Origin of the sequence: Paenibacillus sp. FSL P2-0136 (assembly GCF_037975325.1) — a bacterium.
GTDB classification, from domain to species: Bacteria; Bacillota; Bacilli; order Paenibacillales; family Paenibacillaceae; genus Paenibacillus_AQ; species Paenibacillus_AQ silagei.
On the sequence record NZ_CP150244.1, the window covers coordinates 3,192,226 to 3,213,764 of the forward strand.

The window sequence follows — 21,539 nt, forward strand, 5'->3', positions numbered from 1 at the left end:
AATAACAGCAATCGCTATCCGCAGGATGTTCGCTTTCAAGTGAAACGTACTATCCAGATGCTCGGAAAATGCTACTTATCTAAATGCTGAAAGCGCATAATAAGAGAAGAGAGGTACAGCATTCTAATAGGGAAAGAAGGATGGGACAGAATGGATAAATACATAGTCGGCATTGACCTGGGCGGAACCAATATCAAGGCAGGCCTTTTTGATAAGCATTTCACAGCCCTGGAGGAGTTGTCGATACCCACAGAAGCGCAGAAGGGTCCGGCACATGTGCTGGAGCGGATCAGGCTTGCTGTTACACAGCTAAGTGCAGGAAGCGGAATTTACGAGTCGCAGATTGCCTGTATGGGAATGGGAATCCCTGGTCTGCTCGACCCGGAGGAGGGCCTGTCGGTCTTCTCACCGAATTTTCCCGGCTGGGAGCAGGTCCATGTGGTCAACGAAATGAAGCCTTACTACGACTTCGAGGTCTACATAGATAACGATGTGCGGGTTAATCTCTACGGAGAATGGCACCATGGTGCCGGACAAGGGCATAAGCATCTGATACTGCTCACACTCGGGACCGGTCTCGGCTCCGGGATGGTTCATGACGGCAAGGTGCTGTATGGGACAACCTTCAGCGCAGGTGAAATCGGGCATATGAATATGTACCGGCAGGGACGTCCCTGCCGCTGCGGAAGCTCTGGATGCCTGGGGAGGTATGTATCTGCGGTGGGGATGGTGAATACCTTCAAGGAGAAGCTGGAGGCAGGTAGGGTCAGCCTGATTCAGACCTGGACCAAGCAGACCCAGAAGCAGATTACGGCGCAGATGATCTCAGAGGCTTATGATCTTGGAGACCCCTTGGCCATTGAGGTTATGCATGAGACGGGGGAGCTGCTGGGATACGGGCTGGCGAATGTGATTAATCTGCTGAACCCGGAGCTGGTTATTATCGGGGGCGGCATGGCCGCAGCAGGAGACCGTCTCCTGAACAGTGTCCGCGATACTGTAAATGCCCATGCGCTGAAGCTGTCCGCAAGCCGGTGCCGGATTGTTCAGGCTGAACTGGGCAGCCGTGCAGGTACGCTGGGTGCGGCTGTATATGCTTATCAGAAACAAAAGCATGTACAACTAGACCATTCTAATTGAGCGGAAATTCGCGTGCTACTGGCCGCACCTGCCTGATGCAAAACTATTGATTTTCAATAATTCACCATATGTCCATATAAAAGCTTGAAATCGACATTAATCGTCAAATTAACCCAATGAATACAGGAACTTGAAGGCGGTATACTGGGTACAGTGGCATATTTACTGGTATATATATCCTGCATCTCTTGAGGAAGCAACATGGATATTCCGGTTCATCATGACTGCGAACCATACTCACGGGCAGATTGAATGGACCGTCATGCAGCTTGCTGAAGGTATTCATGCGTTCGTTAAGGAGCCGTTAATGTTATGAATCTCGTAATTGGAGGCAATGGCGGTCTGGGCCATTCCATCACACAAGAATTACTGTCACGGGGCAGACTGGTGAAGGCTACCTACCACCGTTCCAGCCAGGCTTTACACAGGCTGAGAGGCCCGCTGTTGACCCTGGCGGCAGTAGATGTAAGGAATGAGAAGGTGCTTGCTGAAGCACTGAATGGGGTAACAACCGTCTATTTCTGCCTTAATGTACCGTATCAGGATTGGTACTCTGTCATGCCAGAGGCGCTGGAGCGGGTAACCCGTCAGCTTAAGTCCGGCCAGACCCTGGTATTTCCGGGCAATATCTACGGTTACGGCAAGCTCCAATATCTTCCGGCGGATGAACGCCATCCGAAGGAGGCACGAACCCGCAAGGGGAAGCTGCGGAATCAACTGGAGGAGCTGCTGAAGACGGAGGCTGAACGGCGGGGATTCCGTTACGTGATTCCGCGATATCCGAATTACTACGGTCCCAATGTCACGAACCGCTTATTCGGACCGATCTTTAGCGGAGCCCTCCAGGCGAAGACGATTAAGTGGCCGGTGAAGCTGGACGTTCCGCATGATCTGGTCTATATCCGGGATGCGGCCAGAGCAGCTGTATTGCTGGCGGAGAGCGGTGAGCAGGGGGAGTGGCATGTGTCCGGCTCCGGAGCTATTGAGGGGCGGCAATTTCTGATGAATATCCACCATGCGGCTGGCAGTCCGGGAAAGTGCTGTGCGGTGCCGAGCTGGGCAGTCGGATTAGCCGGTGTGTTCAATAAGGAAATAAGCGAATTCCATGAGCTTCTATACGAATTCGAGTATCCGCTTCTGCTGAATGATAATAAATTCATGATGCGGTTCCCCGAATACAATCCGACATCGTATAAGAGGGCCATTAGGGAAACCATAGAATGGTTCCGTGAAGAGCTGGGTTAGCGGATGAAGCCAAGGGAAATGAGCAGCAGTGCTTTTTCATGACAAGCTTGCAGAATTGTACGCCGTCCCGGGTAGCATGATATGCTATAGGCAGTAATACACGGGAGGTAATATGATGACACGTGACATACAACATATGCCTTATGGCTATGACCCGCCAGCCAGTGAGCGTAAGGGAACGCTGATCTTCTATGATTCGTTCGAGCATATATCGGATATGGAGCTGCTTAAGGCGGCGGAGACGGCAGTGGAGCGCAAGTTCACGAAGCTGGTGCTCTACCCGCTGCATGAAGAAACCGTCCGGCGGATGACGAAGGAGCCGGTGAAGGCCTGGTATAAGCGGGATGACCGGCTGCATGCGTGGAAAAAAGAGCAGGGACAGTCCTTCATCACCGTAGAGAGCCTCGAAGGTAAGCGTAAGAAGTATACCCCGCTGGATTCGGCACTGCGTCATATCAGCGACATTTACCCCGCGCCGTATTTTCTCTATCTGACTCCAGATATGGCGAATCTGTTCGCCTCCTTCTCCTCCTTCGAGGAGTGGATCGTCAAGCTGCGTCTGCTGCTCTCCGAAGCGCCGGCTGAGGTCCATCCGCGCCTCGAGAAGTTCCGTCACCGCTGGGATGTGGCAGGCAGGGAACGCTGAACGGGCTACACCTTAGTCCGTCTCATTCCGGCAGGCGCTTCCCAGGGCCTGATTCTTAATATGGATGGGGGCGCAGGCCAGCCAAGCCTTGACAGTAGTGTTCTACTGCTGCAAGGACTGGCTGGCCTGTTCTGTGACAAGGGGTAGAGGTAAGCAGCAGGAAGGAAATCCCGGATTATTTGTGAAGCTCGGCCTGCTTGCGTCTGTAAGTGTACATTCTCCACTGATAATGAATGAAGCAGCCGATGCAGAAGCCGAGAATGGCAACCGTTGCTGCGATTCCGACCATCATGGTGAAGATATATCCGGCAATTGTCCAGCCGGCCAGAAAGCTGACCAGTCCGCCCGCCAGACAGAAGACGGCAATCTTCTGGTTGAATTGCTGCTGCTCCGGGTCTTCAAGCACATAGGCGGAGCGCGGCTTCGTCAGCAGCGGGCTGCATAGCCTGATGACGGGATGATATCCGAAGATTAGACCTGATAATCCGGCGGCAAGCGGGAAGGCGAGAATCCAGTGGAGACCTGTGAGCAAGGCCAGTAATACAGATATGACAATGAAGGCCTGATTGAGCTTCACTAGCGGGCGGGGAATTCCCTGCATTGTAGGCTTTTGACTCATTATAATCACACCTTTCACATTGGAATAATTAATTTTAATTCGATTATAGCGACAGAACGGATGTGTGGCAATCCTTAAGTCTTATGAACCAACAGTGAAAATTAAAATTTAATATTATTATCCATTGACAGGAGGAGTTTTTTTGTGGTTTTATTATGTAGACCAATTGTTATAATGGTTGGATCGTCAAGATAAGGAAGTGTAGAGCTTGTCGAACAAGCCTAATGCACGCGAAGCCATTGTGGATACGGCTTCCAGGTTGTTTTTTACACAGGGGTACCATGCTACCGGACTGAATCAGATCATTAAAGACAGCGAATCGCCCAAGGGTTCCTTGTATTATTATTTTCCCCACGGCAAAGAGGAGCTGGCCCTGACCTGCATTAACCGGACTAGTGAAGAGGTAGCCCGTTTATTGCGCCATTATATGGAGAGTGAAGCGGTGCCGGCTCAGGCTGTGCAGAATTTCATCATGTCTATGGCAAATGAGGCGGAGAAATCCTCTTTTGAAGGACTGGTTCCGTTCAGCTTCTGGGTAGCCGTGGAGACCTCCTGTGTCAGCCATGAGCTGCGCACTGCTTGCCAGTGTGTCTTCAGGGATTGGCAGGATATTATTGCGAAGCGTCTGATCCGGGAGGGGGTACAGGAGGAAACGGCAGAGTGCAAAGCTTCGGTGGTGGTCTCCTTGTTCGAGGGGGCGCTGCTGCAGGCGTTGACCTGCAGAAATATTCAACCGCTGGAAGCAGCAGCAGAGTGCATTCCGGCAATACTGGCTTAACCGTATTACGCAAGATCATAGAGAGATATACACAGATACCAGGAGGATACGAGAGTGAATGCAACTATGACTGACAAGGGTTCAAGTAAGCCCCGGCAATTCAAGACTTTACCCATTCTGATCTCCCTGCTGATTGCCGGCTTCATCGGCATGTTCAGTGAGACCGCCCTAAATGTAGCTTTAAGTGATCTTATGAATGTCCTGCAAATTACACCATCGACGGCGCAGTGGCTGACTACCGCCTATCTGCTGACGCTGGGCATTCTGGTTCCGATCTCAGGGATGCTGCTGCAGTGGTTCACCACAAGACAGTTGTTCGTCGCTGCCTTATGCTTCTCTATTCTGGGCACGTTCCTTGCGGCGATTTCGCCGAATTTCGAGTTTCTGCTCACTGCGAGAGTGGTGCAGGCGATGGGAACCGCGCTGCTGCTACCGCTGATGTTCAATACGATTCTAATCATCATTCCCGCTGAGAAAAGAGGGGCGGCGATGGGACTTATCGGCTTGGTAATTATGGTAGCTCCAGCGATTGGACCTACGATTGCCGGTCTGCTGATTGAGAGCCTGAGCTGGCACTGGATCTTCTGGCTGTCCCTGCCGTTCCTGGTAATGGCTCTAATTAGCGGAATTCTCTTCATGCAGAACGTCACGGAAGTGACGAAGCCTAAGATTGATGTCCTGTCCATTATTCTGTCCTCCTTCGGCTTCGGCGGTATTGTCTACGGCTTCAGCAGTGCCGGTGAAGCGGAAGGCTGGGGAAGTCCGAAGGTTATTATCGCCATCGTGATCGGTGCGATTGCCCTTATTCTGTTCTGTATCCGCCAGTTGACGATGAAGCAGCCTATGATTGATCTGCGCGCCTTCAAGTTCCCGATGTTCGTGGTTGGGGTACTGATGGTCTTCATCTGTATGATGGTTATTCTCTCCTCGATGCTGATTCTTCCTATGTATCTGCAGCAGGGACAAGGGTATTCAGCCTTCAAGGCAGGATTACTGCTGCTGCCGGGCGGAATCATCAACGGGCTGATGTCGCCGGTCATGGGACGTCTGTTCGACAAATACGGTCCGAAATGGCTGGTTATCCCAGGACTGGCGCTCGTCGCCGTCTCCTTGTGGTTCTTCTCGGGAATTACAGCTACTTCGACCGTTGTCTTCGTGATCGTGCTTCACAGTGTGCTTATGATCGGAATCTCCATGATTATGATGCCTGCACAGACGAATGGTATCAATCAGCTTCCGCTGGAATACTATCCGCATGGTACAGCCATTATGAATACACTTCAGCAGGTAGCGGGTGCGATTGGTACAGCGCTGGCGGTAAGCATCATGACCTCCGGCTCCAAAAGCTACATGCAGACCGTCACTAACCCGGCTGATCCGCTGAACATCGGCGCTGCCTTCACTCATGGAGTGCAGAATGCCTTCATCTTCGGGATGGTCATGGCTATTATAGGTCTGGTGATTGCGTTCTTCCTTAAGCGTGTCATCGTATCGCACAAGACTCAGGCTTCTATGCATTAATTATCATGGAATTGAATAAGAACCTCTCCTTGCTAAAATGGGCAACCATTTGGCGGGAGAGGTTCTTTTGTGCGTGTAATGTATGGAGGCGGATGTCGGAAAGGCTGGACTTCATTTGGTTAATACTGTATATTAAGCATAGATTAACGATGTATAGGCAAAACAAACAGGAGGAAATGCCGATGAAGGTCAGCAAAGAAATGCTGAAGGGGAGCACGGGGACGATGATCCTCACGCTGCTGCTCGACAGGCCGCTGTATGGGTATGAGCTGATTAAGGAGCTGGAGCAGCGCTCGCAGGGAGTTTTTGCCTTGAAGGAGGGTACGCTCTACCCGATTCTTCATGCGATGGAGAGTGAACGCTGGGTGGAAGCGTATTGGATGGAGGTAGACGGACGCAGACGCAAGTATTACCGGCTACTGGATGAGGGCAAGCACAAGCTGCAGGAGAAGAAGGCGGAATGGGCACTGTTCAAGGGTGCCATGGATACCGTTCTGGGGGAGGGCAGCGGCTGATGGAACAGAGTAAGAAGGAACTGGAGCGTTATCTGGATACAGTATGCGCAGAGGTTAGAGCCAAAGGGATGCACAGTGAAATCCGGGACGAGCTTAGCGGACACTTCACAGACCTGGTGTCGGAGCGGCTGGAGCTTGGTGCTTCCGAAGAAGAGGCGCGACAATATGCGATCAGGCAAATGGGAGACCCGCAGGCCATCGGCCGGGATCTGCACCAGATTCACAAGCCCAGGATTCCCTGGTCGCTGCTGGCGGGTGTTATTCTGTTGTCGGCCGTAAGTCTGCTGGGGATGGCGGCTGTGGAGTCGGGGTTTACTGGGGATCTTATTCCTAATGCTCTAATGTTGCGTCAATCTGTTTTTATCATCCTTGGTCTTATAGCCATGACCGGAATGTTCTTCATCAATTTCAAGCAATTGCAGCGGGCCTCGGGGTGGATCTATGGCGGAGCGCTGCTGTTGATTGCCGTCGGTATGTGGTTTAATCCGAATATGATAAACGGTACGAGGCGTTATGCTTTCATTCTGGGCTTCCCGTTCGATCTCATTGGATATAGTCCTTATCTCTTTATAGTCGGACTGGCAGGGATCTTGAAAAGACCCGGGGTGCAGAATGCTTCAGGCAGCCGGATTAGAAACTGGAAGGAGGTAGGCTTGCTGCTGCTGCCTGCGGCCATCTATCTTGTCATATCTTCTTTTGCCGAACTGGTTGTATATCTGGCGGTTGCTTTACCATTATATGTGTGGATAACCCGGAGATGGGGCAGAGCGGTGGTTGTTGCCGCAAGCTGTGTATCTGGCCTTGCCCTCTATGTTTGGAGTCAACTTCATTTGAGTGACCGGAACATTGCTGCCTTCTATGATGTAGTGACAGGTGCAGGCTATATTAATGGGATCATACAGGGTACGCTTACCTCCGCCGGCTGGAAGGGCCAGGGGTTCGATGGAGCAGAGAACGGGTTGATTTATCCGTATACAGATTTTTTCCCTGTGTACCTGGTTCAGAGCTTCGGCTGGGCCGGCGGCCTGCTGCTGCTTGTGCTGGTCTGCTGGTTTGTGCTCAGAATGTTATCCTCTGCACGCACCGTAAGCGATACCTATGGACGGGCACTGATTCTGGCACTGGCTCTGATGCTCTCCATTCGTCTAATCTATGGCCTGACTATTCTCACCGGCAGAATGCCGCTGATCTCCATACCGTTCCCGTTTCTGAGCTACGGACAGCATGTGTTCATTGAATTCGCGGCTCTCGGGCTGCTGATGGGGGTCTATAGGCGTAAAGATATGCTCCCAGCGGGTCAAGCTCCATCTTCGCTATAGACGCTCCCTGGGGCTGCACCGTATACTGGAAGGGTAAATATGGGATGAGGCAGGTGAGGAGTAAACATTGTGAATAAGCTGAGATATAGAGGCACAAGACTGGGATTACTGTTAGGCGCAATAATTGTAAGCGGGGCTGTGTTTCTGGGCGCCATGACAACGGCAACAGCAGCACCCGTGACTCCTGAGACACCGTTTACACCAAGCACAGTTGTGAAGAAATACAATCTCCCCGGCGGTTTTGTCTATCTGGATGAGGTTATTCCCTCGGCGCAATATGAGATCCGTTACTATAGTGAGAATAATTTTACCGGCACCAGGGTAGACGGATATAAGGCCCCGCTCGCGATCTTCTCGAAGACCGCCGCTGCTGCGCTGAAGAAGGTTAGCGAAGATCTGGAACAGAAAGGCTATATCCTGAGAGTCTATGACGCTTACCGTCCGCAGCAAGCCGTTAATCACTTCGTGCGCTGGTCACAAGACGCCGGTGATCTGAAGATGAAGGCGCAGTATTATCCGAAGCTGGACAAGCGGAATCTGTTCAAGCTGGGCTTCATCGCCAAGAAATCCGGGCATTCCCGGGGCAGCACGATCGACCTGACGCTGGCTCAGAAGAGTACAGGCAAGCTGGTGGATATGGGCAGTCCTTATGATTTTTTCGGCGAAATCTCTTACTATAATACGAATCTCATCAGCAGCACCCAACATGCGAACCGGAAGCTGCTGAAGGATGCGATGGTGAAGCAGGGCTTCAAGCCGTACGCCAAGGAATGGTGGCATTTCACACTGATCAAGGAGCCTTACCCGAAGCAATATTTCAACTTCAAAGTGGAGTAGGGCTGTTCCAAAGCAGTATATAACGGTTAATGAATTAGGCAAGGTTAATCTCTGAAGCATGCGTGCATAATATTCGAATATAGGAAAGGTGGGATCGATTTGTTCAAAAGAATCGTAGCCGTATTCCTTAGTGTAATGTTATTTGCAGCAGGAGCAGGTGTATTGACCAGTAATAACGTTAGTGCCGCCGGAAGCTTGAGGATTATCGTGAACGGTCAGGAATTGCAGACGGGTGAGACATCGGCCTATACCAACGGACCGGACGTCATGCTCCCGCTGCGGGAGACGGTAGAGGCCCTCAAATATAAGGTCACCTTCAGTGGAGCTACCGGGACGTTCCTGCTGGAACGGTTCCAAGAGAGTGTTCAGTTCAGATTATCCGGTAAGGAGCTTGTGCTGGACGGCAAGAACAAAGTACCGTTTACAGGCGGCTTTGAGTTAAAACAAAAAAAGGCGTACGCGCCGCTGTCTTTTTTTGCAGCGATCGGGTTGGTTACTTCTTATAATCCGGAAACCGCTCAGGTTGAAGTATACACACGGGAGGTAATGGCAAGTGCCGTAGCAGGTCTGCTGGCAGCTGGTAACTATCCGGCACTGAAGGAGCGGTATTACGCCAAGGACGCAGAACCCGCTGTTCTTCCGGTTCTCCAGCAGAGCTGGGAAGGGATTAACATGCTGGCGGGCAGTTACCGCGGAGTGAAATCGACCACCAGCACACAGCAGGATGGAGTAATCACGATTGTGAGCGTATTGTCCTTCACCAAAGCGGAGGCTGTACTGACTCTGGAACTGGGCGCTTCAGGCAAGCTCACCAAGCTAACTCTAACGCCGGTCCAGGCAGCCAGTGAAGTATTGGCCGGCCCGGCCCCATCCTAGATTCTCATAAGACATAACTCTGCTCCCAAGGGAGAATTCCACGGCTTAAATATAGCTGCAGGAATTCTCCCTTTAACTTTCTGTTGACAGAATGCCGGAAAGAGAGTAATTTTAAATTCGAATTAAACAATGTTTAAATCGTTGATTAGATCAATGATTAAGATTCTGTGACAGAGGAGGGCGACAAGCTGCATTATGGTTAAATTGGGCAACAAAGCTGATTCTTCAGATAAAGATACGAAGCAACTTATCCTCGATGCCACGGTTGCGCTGATCCGTGAGGACGGATTCCAATGCATTACCCTGCGCAGTATCGCGGCAAGAGCTGAGACCAATCTGGCCCTGGTGAACTACCACTATGGCTCCAAGGAGAAGCTGTTCGGCGATGCTGTGAAGCAGCTCGTGGCGACCTTTGACGATGCTTTTAAGGCACTGGAGGACACTTCGTTGCCGCCGAAGGAGCGCATGAAGCTGTTTTTTACCCGTTACATTATGAATCTTAGCCGTTATCCCGGGATGGCCCGGCAGATGCTGGATCAGAGACACCATATTATGGGCTCCCACGATGAATATGCGAAATATTCCAAGCTGATGAGAATTGAACGGATTCTTGATGCACTTGCCGAGATTACCGGAGAGCAGGACCGTGACAAGCTGATGACGATGACGATGCAGATCTACGGGGCCATTGTATTTCCGGTGATTATGGTGAGCAGTCTCCCCAAGGAGCGTGAGGATCTTCAGCAGATCTTCAAGCTGGCCCCGCTGGAGGAGCAGATTGATGGGTTGTTTGAGCTGTATTTTCACAAGTATAACTAATCATGAATAGAGAAAAGAGTGGACAAGAGAATGTCAAAACCTATGAATCCAAGTAACACCGCCGCCGCAGAGGCGCCGTTCTCGTTGAGAGCTATAATTCCATCATTGCTGGCGATTATTGTCGGCATGATCATGGTTATTCTGGACAGCACCGCAGTCAATGTGGCCGTTCCGAATCTGGTGCAGTATTTCGATACGGACCTGAAGACTGTTCAATGGGCGATTACCGGCTACACGCTTGCGCTCGCTGCTGTAATTCCGCTGGCAGGCTATATGACCGACCGGTTCGGGTCCAAGCAGGTATTCCTAACGACCATTGCCATGTTCGTGCTTGGCTCTGTGTTATGCTCGGTAGCTCAGACTTCGGGGCAGCTTGTCTTGTTCCGCGTCATTCAAGGTCTTGGCGGCGGCATGGTCGCTCCGATCGGGATGGCGATGGTCTTCAGACTCGCTCCGGCAGAACGCAGAGGCTCGATCATGGGGATGCTCGGTATTCCAATGCTGCTGGCTCCGGCCCTTGGCCCGATCCTCGCAGGTTATCTGGTGGAGTATGTGAGCTGGCACTGGATTTTCCTGATTAACCTGCCTATCGGTATTGTGGGTATTATTCTTGGCCTTAAGTATTTGCCGGTGACCGAGAAAAAGGGAAGAGCCCACCTCGATATCCTCGGAATCATTCTGGCTCCGCTCGCGTTCTCGATGCTGGCTTATGGCGTCAATCAGGGCGGCGGAGAGAGCTGGACCTCAACCGGGGCTATCCTAGGCTTGTCGGTTGGGGGAGCCGCGTTGATCGTCTTTGTCATTGTTGAACTGCTGCAAAAGCATCCGCTGCTGGAGCTGCGCGTCTTCCGTTCCTCGGACTTTACGCGCGGGATTATTCTGTCCTGGGTCACACAGGCGGCATTGTTCGGCTCCATGCTGTTCGTTCCGCTGTACCTCCAGCAGATCCGCAATTACACACCGCTGGAGACCGGGCTGATCCTGCTTCCGCAGGCGCTGGCTTCCGGAGTAGGGATGCCGCTGGGCGGCCGATTGTTCGACCGGATCGGAGCGCGTCCGCTAGTGTTCGTAGGTCTCAGTATTATATCGACGGCACTGTTCCTGCTCTCAGGAGTTACAGTAGACACCAGCCTTCCTGTTATTATACTGTCTCTGGTCATGATGGGCCTGGGAATGGGTCTGTCGATGATGCCGGTCAACACCCATGTTCTGAACTCTGCGCCGCGTGAATGGGTGAACCGGGTTACCCCGCTTACCGCCGCTGCCCAGCAGGTTGTGGTATCGTTCGCTGTTGCCGGCATGACCGGGTACCTGACCAGCCAGATTGCGGTGCATATGGGTAAAATGACGGCCGGAAGCAATCCGCTTGCCGCTGCCGTACAGGGCTTCGGGGATGTCTTCTTCCTCTCGGGCTGCATCGCCGTGGCCGGAGTGGTCCTCAGTCTGATTCTGCGCCGTCCGAAGACAGCAGGCGCTGCACCTTCTCCTGAAGAACAGCAGACGGATGCCGCCATGATGATGGGGCATTAATCGGCCATAGCTGTTATAGGCGACACATGTTATAGACTAACAAAGAACGTCCCTGACTGCCGGTTGGCAGGGGGACGTTTTTTTTGTGCTTTTTGAACGCTCAGGTGGGGATAAGAGATATAGAGGGGCCATGGGTGCGAGCCGGATGTATGTGGAAAACTGAATACAATGTGCGGGTGAGGGGGTGCATGGGAGGATGCTGGACCAGCTCAAGGCTGAAGGTAGATGAATGAAGAGCACTAGTGCCCCTGAATTCGCGGGATGTGGGCGAAAGGAGCAAATGAAGAGTCCATAGTGCCCCTGAATTTGCGGGATGTGGGCGAAAGGAGCAAATGAAGAGCACTAGTGCCCCTGAATTTGCGGGATGTGGGCGAAAGGAGCAAATGAAGAGCACTAGTGCCCCTGAATTCGCGGGATATGGGCGAAAGGAGCAAATGAAGAGCACTAGTGCCCCTGAATTCGTAGGATGCCCCAAAAGTGGACGGATGTCTAAGATGTTTGTTCCATTTCCACTCAATCTAGCAGAAGAAGAGCTACAGATGCGCCCGCCGCTTCCTCAGTAGCCTTGCCGGAGGAACCATATGCAGCTTGCCCAGCAGCTCAGAGGCCAGAATGCCCAGCAGCACAAGGGCGGCACCGGTGTAGCCCTGGAGCGAAAGCTGTTCGTGTACGAACAAGTAGCCGAAGAAGGCAGCGAATACCGGCTCAAGGGCGAAGATCAGACCAGTGCGGGTCGGTGTAGTATACTTCTGGGCAACCGGCTGCAGGATGAACCCGCAAGCGCTGCACAAGATCCCCAGAGCCAGAATCGCGATCCAGCCCGGGAGGGTGGACGGTAGCGAAGGCGTCTCGAAGATAGCAGATAGAATCAGGGCATAGCCCCCGGCGAAGCCGAGCTGTAGAATGCCGATATTCAGTGAGTCGCAGGTCTTAACCGCCCGGCTAGTCACGAGAATCTGCACCGCATAGAATACTGCTGACAGAATGCAGAGGAGATCACCGGGCCGGATTTGCAGCGAGCCATTAAGCGTAAGCAACCCGATGCCGCTGATGGCGAGCACAGTGCCGAAGATTTGCGGGGGCGCGACTTTTTTTCTAAACACCAGAACCTCAAGCATAGGAACAAAGACAACGGTCAACGCAACCAGGAATCCGGCATTAGAGGTCGTGGTCGTCTTCAGCCCGAAGGTGATGCAAGTGAATACGCCAAGCAGCAGGAAGCCGAGCAAGGCTCCGTATTTCAAGGTTCTGGCATCCACACTGCGCAGCCGTTTGCGGAACAGCAGCCCCGCCAGGATGAACGCAAGCCCGAAGCGCAGTGCGATCAGATTGAATTCTCCCAGTGTACCCAGTCCCAGCTTCATGAACAGGTAGGAGGAGCCCCAGAACAGTGTTACTACAATGAGCATTAGCTCGGCCTTAAGCGGCTTCATCCAGTCATCATCCTTCTTTATTTCAAGTGACTATAGTATAATACGCTCGAATACATAAGGTAACTGAATGTTTATCATAGGATACATGAGGAATTGTCATGCTAAGTGAGGGGGCTGGACATGAGTCTGATTAAGTACGAGGTGTTCTTGAAAGTGGTGGAGCTGGGCAGTCTTACGAAGGCAGCGGAGGCGCTGGGCTTTACCCAATCCGGCATCAGCCATACGATCAGCAGTCTGGAGCAGGAGTTCGGGTTCCCGCTGCTCGTGCGCAGCCGATCGGGCGTGAAGCTGACGGTGAACGGGGAGCAGGTGCTTCAGCCGATCCGGGAGATTCTGAATTGGAATGAGCAGCTTAAGCAGCAGGTAACGGATATTCACGGCCTGGAGACGGGGACGATCACGATCGGCACCTTCACCAGTGTCTCTGTGCATTGGCTGCCGGATATCATCAAGCAGTTCCGTGAGGAATATCCGTACATTGAGTTCAAGCTGATGGAGGGTGGTTATCTGGAGATTGAGCAGTGGATCGAGGCTGGGGTGGTTGATTGCGGCTTCCTCTCATTGCCGACAAGGGAGCGGTTCGAAGTCATTCCGCTGAAGCAGGACCGGATGCTGGCGATCCTCCCGCTCGGCCATCCGCTGAGTAAGGCCCCTTATATGCCGCTGGCCCAGATCGCTTACGAGGACTTCATCATTCCGAAGCCCGGCTCAGATTATGATGTGCAGCGGGTGCTGGAGAAGGCCGGGATTAAGCCGAACATCAAGTTCTCGGCCGGGGACGATTACGCCATTATTGCCATGGTGGAAAAAGGCCTGGGCATCAGCATCCTTCCAGAGCTGGTCACCCGGTTCCAGTATGAGCGTGTAGCCATGCTTGAGCTGGAGGAGCGGAGCTTCCGTTCCCTGGGCATCGCAGTCAACTCGATGAAATATGCTTCACCTGCCACGCGGCGATTCTTACAGCATGTGCAGCACTGGTCTTCCAGCCAAGGAGCCATTTAACTTGCTGAAAAAACGAAAAAAAGGCATGTTTTCAAAATAGAAAACATGCCTTTTTGCCAATACGTATCCGCGTATCATTCGCTTAATTTGCGCCCCTCATTGTCGAGAAACAACAGCTCGTAGTATTTTTTGGGACGCCCCTTACTGTTGTCCCTTTTTTCAAATACCGTTTGTACTTGTTTACTTTCCTCAATTTTGTTAAGAATTCGGTTTGCACCTTTAACGGTCATGGACAGGCACTGTGCAACATCCTCAGAGGATAGCTTATTGGTTCGCATGATTTCTGCGTAGGACATGATTTTCTGCAAATTGATGTTGTTGATTCCGATGGTGTTGGCTAACGCAAGGATTTCCGGGTCCCCCTGCTCGGAGAACTGGATGACATTCATGCTCCGCATGGGGCCGGCAACCTTCTGATTCTCGTCTATAAAAAAGCTGCTGCTGCCCGTATAGGCTTCCGCCTGTCTGTGAGCCTTGGTGGCGTTGACGTTCGCTTGAAAATATTCATGCCCCGAGCCCCAGCCGATCTTTACCTTGCCCTGTATACGCTCCTCCAGATACTCCAGCAGGGAACAGTTATGAGCGTTAGAGGTGATCCTCATGAAATGGCCGAAGGTGGTGTACAGTCTGACATAGCCTTCTGAGATTTGGGCCGTGTCTGCCAGATTCACGCTACGCAGAAAATTGCCGACAAGGACTTTCAGCTCATGAAGCTCCTCTTCGGAGAAGTGCTGCTCATTTTGGACCGATAAGCACGCAACCACTGCCCTCTGGTTCTTAAGCTTGAGAATGGTAATCTCGTTGATGATCTCGCTGATGGTTTCTTTAACGCTCTCCAAAGTGGGCCGAATTAAGATATATTTGACGCCGTGCTTCTGGAGTTCCGGAACAAAGTGGCCGAAGGCCGTGATGGACAGATCTATTTTCTTGTCTTCCCATAGCGTGATATGGTTCTCCAGCATGGTCTCCACCCGCTCCAGCAGATTTCCGCTGTTCACGGGCTTTCCTTCATGAGTCAGGTATTGCTGGAATTCGCTGAAAGATTCGATGATATACGCATAATCCACATAGATCCGGGAGATATCAAGTCCAGGTTTTGTAACCAGCAACCGGAAAAGCTCCCTGTACAGCAGGTTCTCATCATCATGCAAAATGTGAACAGGTACCTTGTCATCCAGGCATTCCTTGTCAATGGCCTCGTAAAGAATCCTCCCGCTGATCACAAATCCATCCACCGAATCCAGGTTTTTGAGATAGATGTCCGTTGTTTCCCGGAAATTGCTGATGGTAAGGAAGCGGAACTGGCATAGGGGCCGCATTTCTTCTTCAATGGCGCGGAAATAATCCATATGGGACTCTGGCGTGATAATACCCAGCTTGATTTTCATAATAGATTCCTTTCATGAACAGTTCAATCAAAAGAGTTATATCACAATAAATGTGATATTACAATGCTCCGGCAGCCTCTGAAATAATGTTCTTAAAATGTCTTAATATCTCTTGACAGGGTATGAAAATGCCAGTACGATAAAAGTGTTCTTAAAAAGTCTTAAAATAAAAAGGAGGGAATGCCCGCACTGTTCTTACGTTCATTCAATTTATGCTTTGGGAGATGTTCATTGTGAGTGAAGAAGCTGAAGACTTAATGAGTATGGCTCATCAGCTGCAGGACAAAATGGTCATGAACAGGCATCATCTTCATGCGGTTCCGGAGCTTGATCTAAGTTTGCCCAAGACAACAGCCTACGTGAAAGAGGCGCTGGAATCGATGGGGCTTAAGCCCACTCTCGTCGGGGAATCTGGGCTGACAGTTACCATTGGCGGACAGCATGAAGGGAAGGTGGTTCTGATCCGTGCGGATATGGACGGGCTGCCGATTCAAGAAGAAACGGATTTGTCTTACGCATCGTTGAGCGGAAACATGCATGCTTGCGGTCATGACATGCACACTTCCATGCTGCTGGGAGCGGCGGAGATTCTGAAGGCGAGCGAACAGCAGCTTCGCGGGACAGTTAAGCTTATGTTCCAGCCGGGTGAAGAGACGCTGCACGGGGCACAGATGATGCTGGAAAATGGGATTCTCGACAATCCCAAGGTGGATGCAGCCATGATGCTTCACGTATTGACCGGAATGCCGCTGCCTCTCGGACAATTTGTAGTACCTGAGGAAGGCGGAACGATTTCAGCTTCCTCGGATTGGTTCGAAATCATCATCCGGGGGAGGGGCTCACATGGCGCTATGCCCGAGGCCGCAGTGGACCCCTTAAATGTAGCAGCTCATCTTCATCTGGCGCTGCAAGGTATTCTAAGCCGGGAAATCTCGCCGATTGATAATGCAGTGCTTACCATTGGCGTGATGGAGGGCGGAACTACGAACAACGTGATCCCCGATACGGCCAGATTGAAGGGCAGTGTACGCACATTTAACGCCGCTTTGCGGGATAAAGTGGAAGCCCGTATCCGCGAAATTAGCGCAGGGATCGGAGAAACTTTTCAGGCCAAGGTGGAAGTGATCTATACGCGGGGTTGTCCTGAGGTGAAGACGGATGGCGGACTTAATGAGCAAATGAAGGCTTCAATTGAAAATACCTTTGGCGCCGGCTCCTATATCGGTATCACTGAGCTGGTACCCGGTGGTAAATTAATGGGCTCGGAAGACTTCGCCTTTGTCTCACAGGCAGTGCCAAGTACAACAGTGTTTCTTAACGCAGGCAATGCCGAAGAAGGTTATAGCTATCCTGTACACCATCCTAAGACGATGTTCTCGGATGAGGTGCTTCATAGAGGGGCTGCGGCTTACGCAGCTTTTGCCAGAGACTGGCTTGAAAGCAACAGTTAAGCTCTAAACCAAACTTAGGAGGAATTACAATGACAGAGAGACGTATGATTGGACCCACCAAATTCGAAGAGTACTCGGAGAAATACAAGGAATTCCTGTTAATGACCCGCCGTGACGGAATCCTTGAAGTGCGTCTTCACACGGGTGGAGGTTCGTACACGCACAATTGGGAAGCTCATACCGCCTGGTCTCATGCCTGGTCAGATATTGGCCGTGACCCTGAGAACGAAGTCATGATTATTACGGGAACCGGGGATAAATGGCTGATTGGCGACCCTGAGGTCTGGAATACGAAATTCATGGACTGGCCGAAGCAAAAGAAGCTCGAACAGTATCATGAATCGCTGAGACTGCTTGAAAATCTGATCTTCTGCATTGACATTCCGACCATCGGGGCGGTAAACGGTCCGGGAACGCACTGTGAACTCGCAACGCTCTGCGATATTACCATTTGTACGGAAGACGCGGACTTTTTCGATCCGCATTATCTGGGAGGCACGCCTCCAGGAGATGGAATGCTGCTCACGCTGCAGAGCATGATCGGGTTCAAGAAAGCAGCCTACTACGCCTACACCGGCAAGAATATCAATGGTCAGACCGCACTGGATCTGGGTATCGTCAGTGAAGTGCTGCCCCGTGAAAAGCTTCTTCCGCGCGCATGGGAGCTTGCGGAGATGATCATGCAGGCACCGCGTTCAACAAGACATCTGTCTCACTCCATTATCTCCCGTCCATGGAAGCAGGCTCTGGTCGCCGATCAGGGATTCCAGCTTGCCCACCAGATGTACGATATGGCCATTGATGAAGAAGGAGCGCTGGAGCGGCTGAAGAAAATGCAAGGACGCCTGATGGGCGACGATGTTCAATAGAAAGATGACGGGACCTACCCGGCTCGAAGAGTACTCGGAGAAGTACAAGGACTTATTCCTCATGACCCGCCGCGGCGGCATCCTCGAAGTGCGCATGCACACTGACGGGGGATCTTTACAATTCGACTGGCCGGTCCAAGCCGCATATGGTCATGTATGGTCAGATATTGGCCGTGATCCTGAGAATGAGGTCATGATTCTTACAGGGACAGGAGAGCTGTGGCAGACCGGCACTCCTGAAGTCTGGAATACGAAATTCATGGATTGGCCGAATCGCCGGAAGCTGGAAATGTACCATGAATCACTCCGGATGATTGAAAATATGGTTCATTGCATCGACATCCCCACGATTGGGGCGATCAATGGCACAGGTGCACACTGGCAATTGGGAACGCTCTGTGATATTACCATCTGTACGCAAGACACGGCCGTTTTCGATGCCCATTATCTGGGCGGTGTACCGCCCGGAGATGGAATCGTCCTGGCACTTCAAAGGATACTTGGAACCAAGAAAGCGGCATACTATGCATACACGGGGATGAACATTACTGCAGAGGAGGCACTAGACCTCGGTCTGGTCAGTGAGGTATTGTCTCGTGAACAGCTTCTTCCACGGGCATGGGAGCTGGCAGAGCTGATCATGCAGACACCCCGCTCTACAAGACATCTGACGCATTCGATTGTGTCGCACCCGTGGAAACAAGCTTTGGCAGAGAATCAGGGTCTTCAGCTTACACACCAATTGGTTGACATGGCTATTGATGAAGAGGGGATTTATGAGCGGCTGATGAAGCTTAAGGAACGTTTTCAGAGAAGAGCTTAAGCCAAAGACAACTGAGAAGGGATAAGGGTGCTATGAGATCGTTGACTGAACTATTTAAGATTGGCAGCGGACCGTCCAGCTCCCATACCATGGGACCGGAGAAAGCAGCCGGAATCTTCAAAGCGGAAAATGAAGACGCAGACCAGTTCAAGGCACGGATCTATGGTTCCCTTGCCAAAACAGGTAAAGGCCATATGACGGACAAGGCTATTATTCGGGCACTCTATCCCGTCCGGACGGAGGTTCAATTTGTTCCGCAGCCTGACTTTGATTTGCCTCATCCCAATACAATGGATTTGTTCGCTTACAAAGACGGTCAGCAAACAGTCTCCATGCGTGTTGCCAGTATCGGCGGCGGGGAGATCGTGATTGATGGGCGGGAGGAGACGCGGGGACCTGATGTCTACCCGGAGAACAGCTTTGCCGAGATCAGTGCCTATTGTAAAGCGAAGCATATCCGCCTAAGCGATTATGTCGAGCAGCGTGAAGGCCTACAGATCTGGGAGTTCCTCCAAGGCATCTGGGAAGCGATGAAGCGGTCGATCGACGAAGGACTGTCTGTCACAGGTATTCTGGAGGGCGGCCTGAATGTCGAGCGCAAGGCGAAATATCTGTATCATCAGGGGACTGTGGATGAGAGCCCGGAGACGCGGGAGAACCGGATCGTCAGCGCGTACGCTTTTGCCGTCAATGAACAGAATGCGGCTGCCGGTACAGTCGTAACGGCTCCAACCTGCGGGGCCTGCGGTGTTGTACCCGCCTCGCTCCGTTATATGCAGGAGAAGCTGCTGGTCCCGGACGAACGGATTCTCCGGGCGCTGGCCGTCGGCGGGCTCATTGGCAATCTGGTCAAGCATAACGCCTCGATCAGCGGCGCTCAGTGCGGCTGCCAGGCGGAGGTGGGCACGGCTTGCTCTATGGCAGCGGCTGCACTGGCTGAACTGTCCGGGATGGAGATCGACCAGATTGAGTATGCGGCGGAGGTGGCCATGGAGCACCACTTGGGGTTAACCTGTGATCCGATTAACGGACTGGTTCAGATCCCTTGCATTGAGCGGAATGCGGTCGGTGCGATGCGGGCAATCCATGCGCTGAGTCTGGCAAAGTTCTTGTCCGGTACCCGTAAAATATCCTTTGATCTGGTTGTTCAGACTATGTACGAAACTGGCCTGGATATGAACAGCAGGTACCGTGAAACTTCGGAAGGCGGGCTTGCTAAGTTCTACAACATGGGCAGTTAACTGATAATGATATCGCTATATACGAGGAACGTCCCTTGCTGCCGGTTGGCAATAGGGGCGTTTTTAATTGTGGTTATGTAAGCCAGATCTAAACGTCCGGGAAGAAGGGATTTGACTTAAGCGCGGCCTGAATGAGAAAATGTATGCGTGTACATCGAGTAGTCTATTCAGTGAGGAGGCACCAAATGAAACAGCTACGCATTGGAATGATAGGTTATAAATTCATGGGCAAGGCCCACAGCAACGCTTACCGCAGTCTGCCGATGTTCTTCCCCAAGGCAGTTAAGCCGCATATGTCGGTCATCTGCGGACGCAATGAGGAAGCAGTTACAGAGGCGGCAGCACAGCTTGGCTGGTCGGAGAGTGTGACTGACTGGAAGGAGCTGATCGCACGCAGCGATATTGATCTGGTCGATATTAATGCGCCAAGCAATGCCCATAAAGAGATTGCACTGGCGGCTGCGGCCGCAGGCAAGCATATCTTCTGCGAGAAGCCGCTGGCGCTGAATCTGGAGGATTCCCGCGAGATGCTGGAGGCTGCTGAAAAGGCTGGAATTGCGCATATGATTGGCTTCAACTACCGTTTCTCCCCGGCGGTGCGGCTGGCGAAACGTCTGATCGAGAGCGGCCGGCTGGGCACAATCTATCACTTCCGCGCGTGGTTCCTGCAGGACTGGATTCTGGACCCTGAGTTCCCGCTGGTCTGGAGGTTGCAGAAGGAGATTGCAGGCTCGGGATCGCATGGTGATCTGGGGGCGCATCTGATTGACCTGGCCCATTTCCTCGTAGGGGATGTGGAGGAGGTTATCGGGATGAGCGAGACCTTCGTCAAGGAGCGGCCGCTGGCAACGGAGATGACTGGTCTGAGTGCCAAGGCAGGCAAGGATGCGCCGCGCGGTCCGGTAACCGTGGATGATGCAACGCTGTTCCTGGCCCGCTTCAGCAGCGGTGCGCTGGGCAGCTTCGAGGCGACACGCTTCGCAGCCGGACACCGCTCGACCAATTCCTTCGAGATCAACGGCAGTCTGGGCAGTGTGAAGTTCGACTTCGAGCGGATGAATGAGCTGGAGGTGTATCTGACCTCGGATGACGAGGATGTGCAGGGCTTCCGCCGGGTACTAGCCACCGATCCGTCCCATGACTATGCGGAGGCCTGGTGGCCACCGGGCCACACCATCGGGTTCGAGCATACCTTCATCCATGAGATGCTGGAGCTGTCGAATGCCATTGAGGAAGGCCGTCAGCCGGAGCCGAACTTCAATGATGGCGTGAAATGCCAGGCGGTGCTTGAAGCGGTCGAGCGTTCGATTGAACAGCGGCGCTGGGTGCAGATATCAGAGATGTAAGGGAAGACAGGGAAACACCGCCGGCTGCTTGATGGCCTGCGGTGTTTTTTTGAATGTCAGGGAGGCGATGGGGCGTTAGCCGGATGTGTGTGAAAAACCGACCACAATTGGACGGTGAGTGGCGTGCGGGCCAAATGTAGT

Annotated in this window: 20 protein-coding genes; 17 read left to right on the plus strand and 3 right to left on the minus strand. The window is 52.3% G+C overall.

Translation table 11 applies throughout. The features are described from left to right. The first annotated feature begins 150 nt into the window (after nucleotides 1-150). The 3 genes from NYE26_RS13355 (at nucleotide 151) to NYE26_RS13365 (ending at nucleotide 3,031) form a co-directional block, all read left to right on the plus strand. Nucleotides 151-1,140 carry an ROK family protein gene (locus tag NYE26_RS13355; RefSeq protein ID WP_339256418.1) on the plus strand — a complete coding sequence of 330 codons (990 nt, stop codon included), beginning with the start codon at nucleotides 151-153 and terminating at the stop codon, nucleotides 1,138-1,140. A gap of 312 nt (nucleotides 1,141-1,452) precedes the next feature. Then, the gene (locus NYE26_RS13360; protein ID WP_209870281.1) at nucleotides 1,453-2,385 is read left to right on the plus strand and encodes an NAD-dependent epimerase/dehydratase family protein; all 933 of its coding nucleotides are present in this window, start codon (nucleotides 1,453-1,455) and stop codon (nucleotides 2,383-2,385) included. Nucleotides 2,386-2,500: 115 nt separating this feature from the next. Beyond that, nucleotides 2,501-3,031 (plus strand): hypothetical protein, encoded by a 531-nt coding sequence (locus tag NYE26_RS13365; protein ID WP_339257469.1) that lies wholly within the window; start codon nucleotides 2,501-2,503, stop codon nucleotides 3,029-3,031. Between the two features lie 175 nt (nucleotides 3,032-3,206). On the opposite strand, the gene NYE26_RS13370 is transcribed toward NYE26_RS13365, so the two are convergent. After that, nucleotides 3,207-3,650, minus strand: a complete 444-nt coding sequence (locus NYE26_RS13370; RefSeq protein ID WP_339256421.1) for a DUF4395 domain-containing protein — start codon at nucleotides 3,648-3,650, stop codon at nucleotides 3,207-3,209. Nucleotides 3,651-3,858: 208 nt separating this feature from the next. Here NYE26_RS13370 and NYE26_RS13375 point away from each other — a divergent pair, with 208 nt between their 5' ends. The 8 genes from NYE26_RS13375 to NYE26_RS13410 all read left to right on the plus strand — a co-directional run bounded on the left by NYE26_RS13375 (nucleotide 3,859) and on the right by NYE26_RS13410 (nucleotide 11,845). Then, nucleotides 3,859-4,428: a TetR/AcrR family transcriptional regulator gene (locus tag NYE26_RS13375; RefSeq protein WP_036728785.1), complete on the plus strand. Its 570-nt coding sequence runs from the start codon at nucleotides 3,859-3,861 to the stop codon at nucleotides 4,426-4,428. Between the two features lie 66 nt (nucleotides 4,429-4,494). Next, nucleotides 4,495-5,949 (plus strand): DHA2 family efflux MFS transporter permease subunit, encoded by a 1,455-nt coding sequence (locus NYE26_RS13380; RefSeq protein WP_209871028.1) that lies wholly within the window; start codon nucleotides 4,495-4,497, stop codon nucleotides 5,947-5,949. 182 nt (nucleotides 5,950-6,131) lie between these two features. Beyond that, on the plus strand, nucleotides 6,132-6,464 hold the full coding sequence (locus NYE26_RS13385; RefSeq protein ID WP_036694109.1) for a PadR family transcriptional regulator: 333 nt from the start codon (nucleotides 6,132-6,134) through the stop codon (nucleotides 6,462-6,464). Further along, nucleotides 6,464-7,783 carry an FtsW/RodA/SpoVE family cell cycle protein gene (locus NYE26_RS13390; protein ID WP_339256423.1) on the plus strand — a complete coding sequence of 440 codons (1,320 nt, stop codon included), beginning with the start codon at nucleotides 6,464-6,466 and terminating at the stop codon, nucleotides 7,781-7,783. The genes NYE26_RS13385 and NYE26_RS13390 overlap by 1 nt, the downstream gene beginning before the upstream one ends. Before the next feature lie 69 nt (nucleotides 7,784-7,852). After that, nucleotides 7,853-8,620, plus strand: coding sequence for a M15 family metallopeptidase (locus tag NYE26_RS13395; RefSeq protein WP_339256425.1), 768 nt, complete (start codon nucleotides 7,853-7,855; stop codon nucleotides 8,618-8,620). 99 nt (nucleotides 8,621-8,719) lie between these two features. Then, on the plus strand, nucleotides 8,720-9,496 hold the full coding sequence (locus NYE26_RS13400; RefSeq protein WP_339256426.1) for a stalk domain-containing protein: 777 nt from the start codon (nucleotides 8,720-8,722) through the stop codon (nucleotides 9,494-9,496). 204 nt (nucleotides 9,497-9,700) lie between these two features. Then, a complete protein-coding gene (locus NYE26_RS13405) occupies nucleotides 9,701-10,315 on the plus strand; it encodes a TetR/AcrR family transcriptional regulator (RefSeq protein WP_339256428.1) in 615 nt (204 codons plus the stop codon). A gap of 42 nt (nucleotides 10,316-10,357) precedes the next feature. After that, nucleotides 10,358-11,845 (plus strand): DHA2 family efflux MFS transporter permease subunit, encoded by a 1,488-nt coding sequence (locus NYE26_RS13410; RefSeq protein ID WP_036728772.1) that lies wholly within the window; start codon nucleotides 10,358-10,360, stop codon nucleotides 11,843-11,845. Between the two features lie 533 nt (nucleotides 11,846-12,378). Here the strand turns inward: NYE26_RS13410 and NYE26_RS13415 are convergent. Continuing rightward, nucleotides 12,379-13,278 (minus strand): DMT family transporter, encoded by a 900-nt coding sequence (locus tag NYE26_RS13415; RefSeq protein WP_339256431.1) that lies wholly within the window; start codon nucleotides 13,276-13,278, stop codon nucleotides 12,379-12,381. A gap of 120 nt (nucleotides 13,279-13,398) precedes the next feature. Here NYE26_RS13415 and NYE26_RS13420 point away from each other — a divergent pair, with 120 nt between their 5' ends. Then, nucleotides 13,399-14,280, plus strand: a complete 882-nt coding sequence (locus NYE26_RS13420; protein ID WP_076077906.1) for a LysR family transcriptional regulator — start codon at nucleotides 13,399-13,401, stop codon at nucleotides 14,278-14,280. 74 nt (nucleotides 14,281-14,354) lie between these two features. On the opposite strand, the gene NYE26_RS13425 is transcribed toward NYE26_RS13420, so the two are convergent. Then, complete coding sequence (locus NYE26_RS13425; protein ID WP_339256433.1) at nucleotides 14,355-15,668, minus strand: transcriptional regulator; 1,314 nt, start codon at nucleotides 15,666-15,668, stop codon at nucleotides 14,355-14,357. A gap of 224 nt (nucleotides 15,669-15,892) precedes the next feature. On the opposite strand from NYE26_RS13425, the gene NYE26_RS13430 reads away from it, so the two are divergent. The 5 genes from NYE26_RS13430 to NYE26_RS13450 all read left to right on the plus strand — a co-directional run bounded on the left by NYE26_RS13430 (nucleotide 15,893) and on the right by NYE26_RS13450 (nucleotide 21,398). Beyond that, nucleotides 15,893-17,119 carry a M20 family metallopeptidase gene (locus tag NYE26_RS13430; RefSeq protein ID WP_339257473.1) on the plus strand — a complete coding sequence of 409 codons (1,227 nt, stop codon included), beginning with the start codon at nucleotides 15,893-15,895 and terminating at the stop codon, nucleotides 17,117-17,119. Nucleotides 17,120-17,148: 29 nt separating this feature from the next. After that, nucleotides 17,149-17,988: an enoyl-CoA hydratase/isomerase family protein gene (locus NYE26_RS13435; RefSeq protein ID WP_339256435.1), complete on the plus strand. Its 840-nt coding sequence runs from the start codon at nucleotides 17,149-17,151 to the stop codon at nucleotides 17,986-17,988. Then, a complete protein-coding gene (locus NYE26_RS13440; RefSeq protein ID WP_339256437.1) occupies nucleotides 17,978-18,811 on the plus strand; it encodes an enoyl-CoA hydratase/isomerase family protein in 834 nt (277 codons plus the stop codon). Before NYE26_RS13435 ends, NYE26_RS13440 begins: the two co-directional genes overlap by 11 nt. A 32-nt stretch (nucleotides 18,812-18,843) precedes the next feature. Then, complete coding sequence (locus NYE26_RS13445) at nucleotides 18,844-20,052, plus strand: L-serine ammonia-lyase, iron-sulfur-dependent, subunit alpha (RefSeq protein ID WP_339256439.1); 1,209 nt, start codon at nucleotides 18,844-18,846, stop codon at nucleotides 20,050-20,052. 185 nt (nucleotides 20,053-20,237) lie between these two features. Then, nucleotides 20,238-21,398 carry a Gfo/Idh/MocA family oxidoreductase gene (locus NYE26_RS13450; RefSeq protein ID WP_339256440.1) on the plus strand — a complete coding sequence of 387 codons (1,161 nt, stop codon included), beginning with the start codon at nucleotides 20,238-20,240 and terminating at the stop codon, nucleotides 21,396-21,398. Nucleotides 21,399-21,539: the final 141 nt, after the last annotated feature.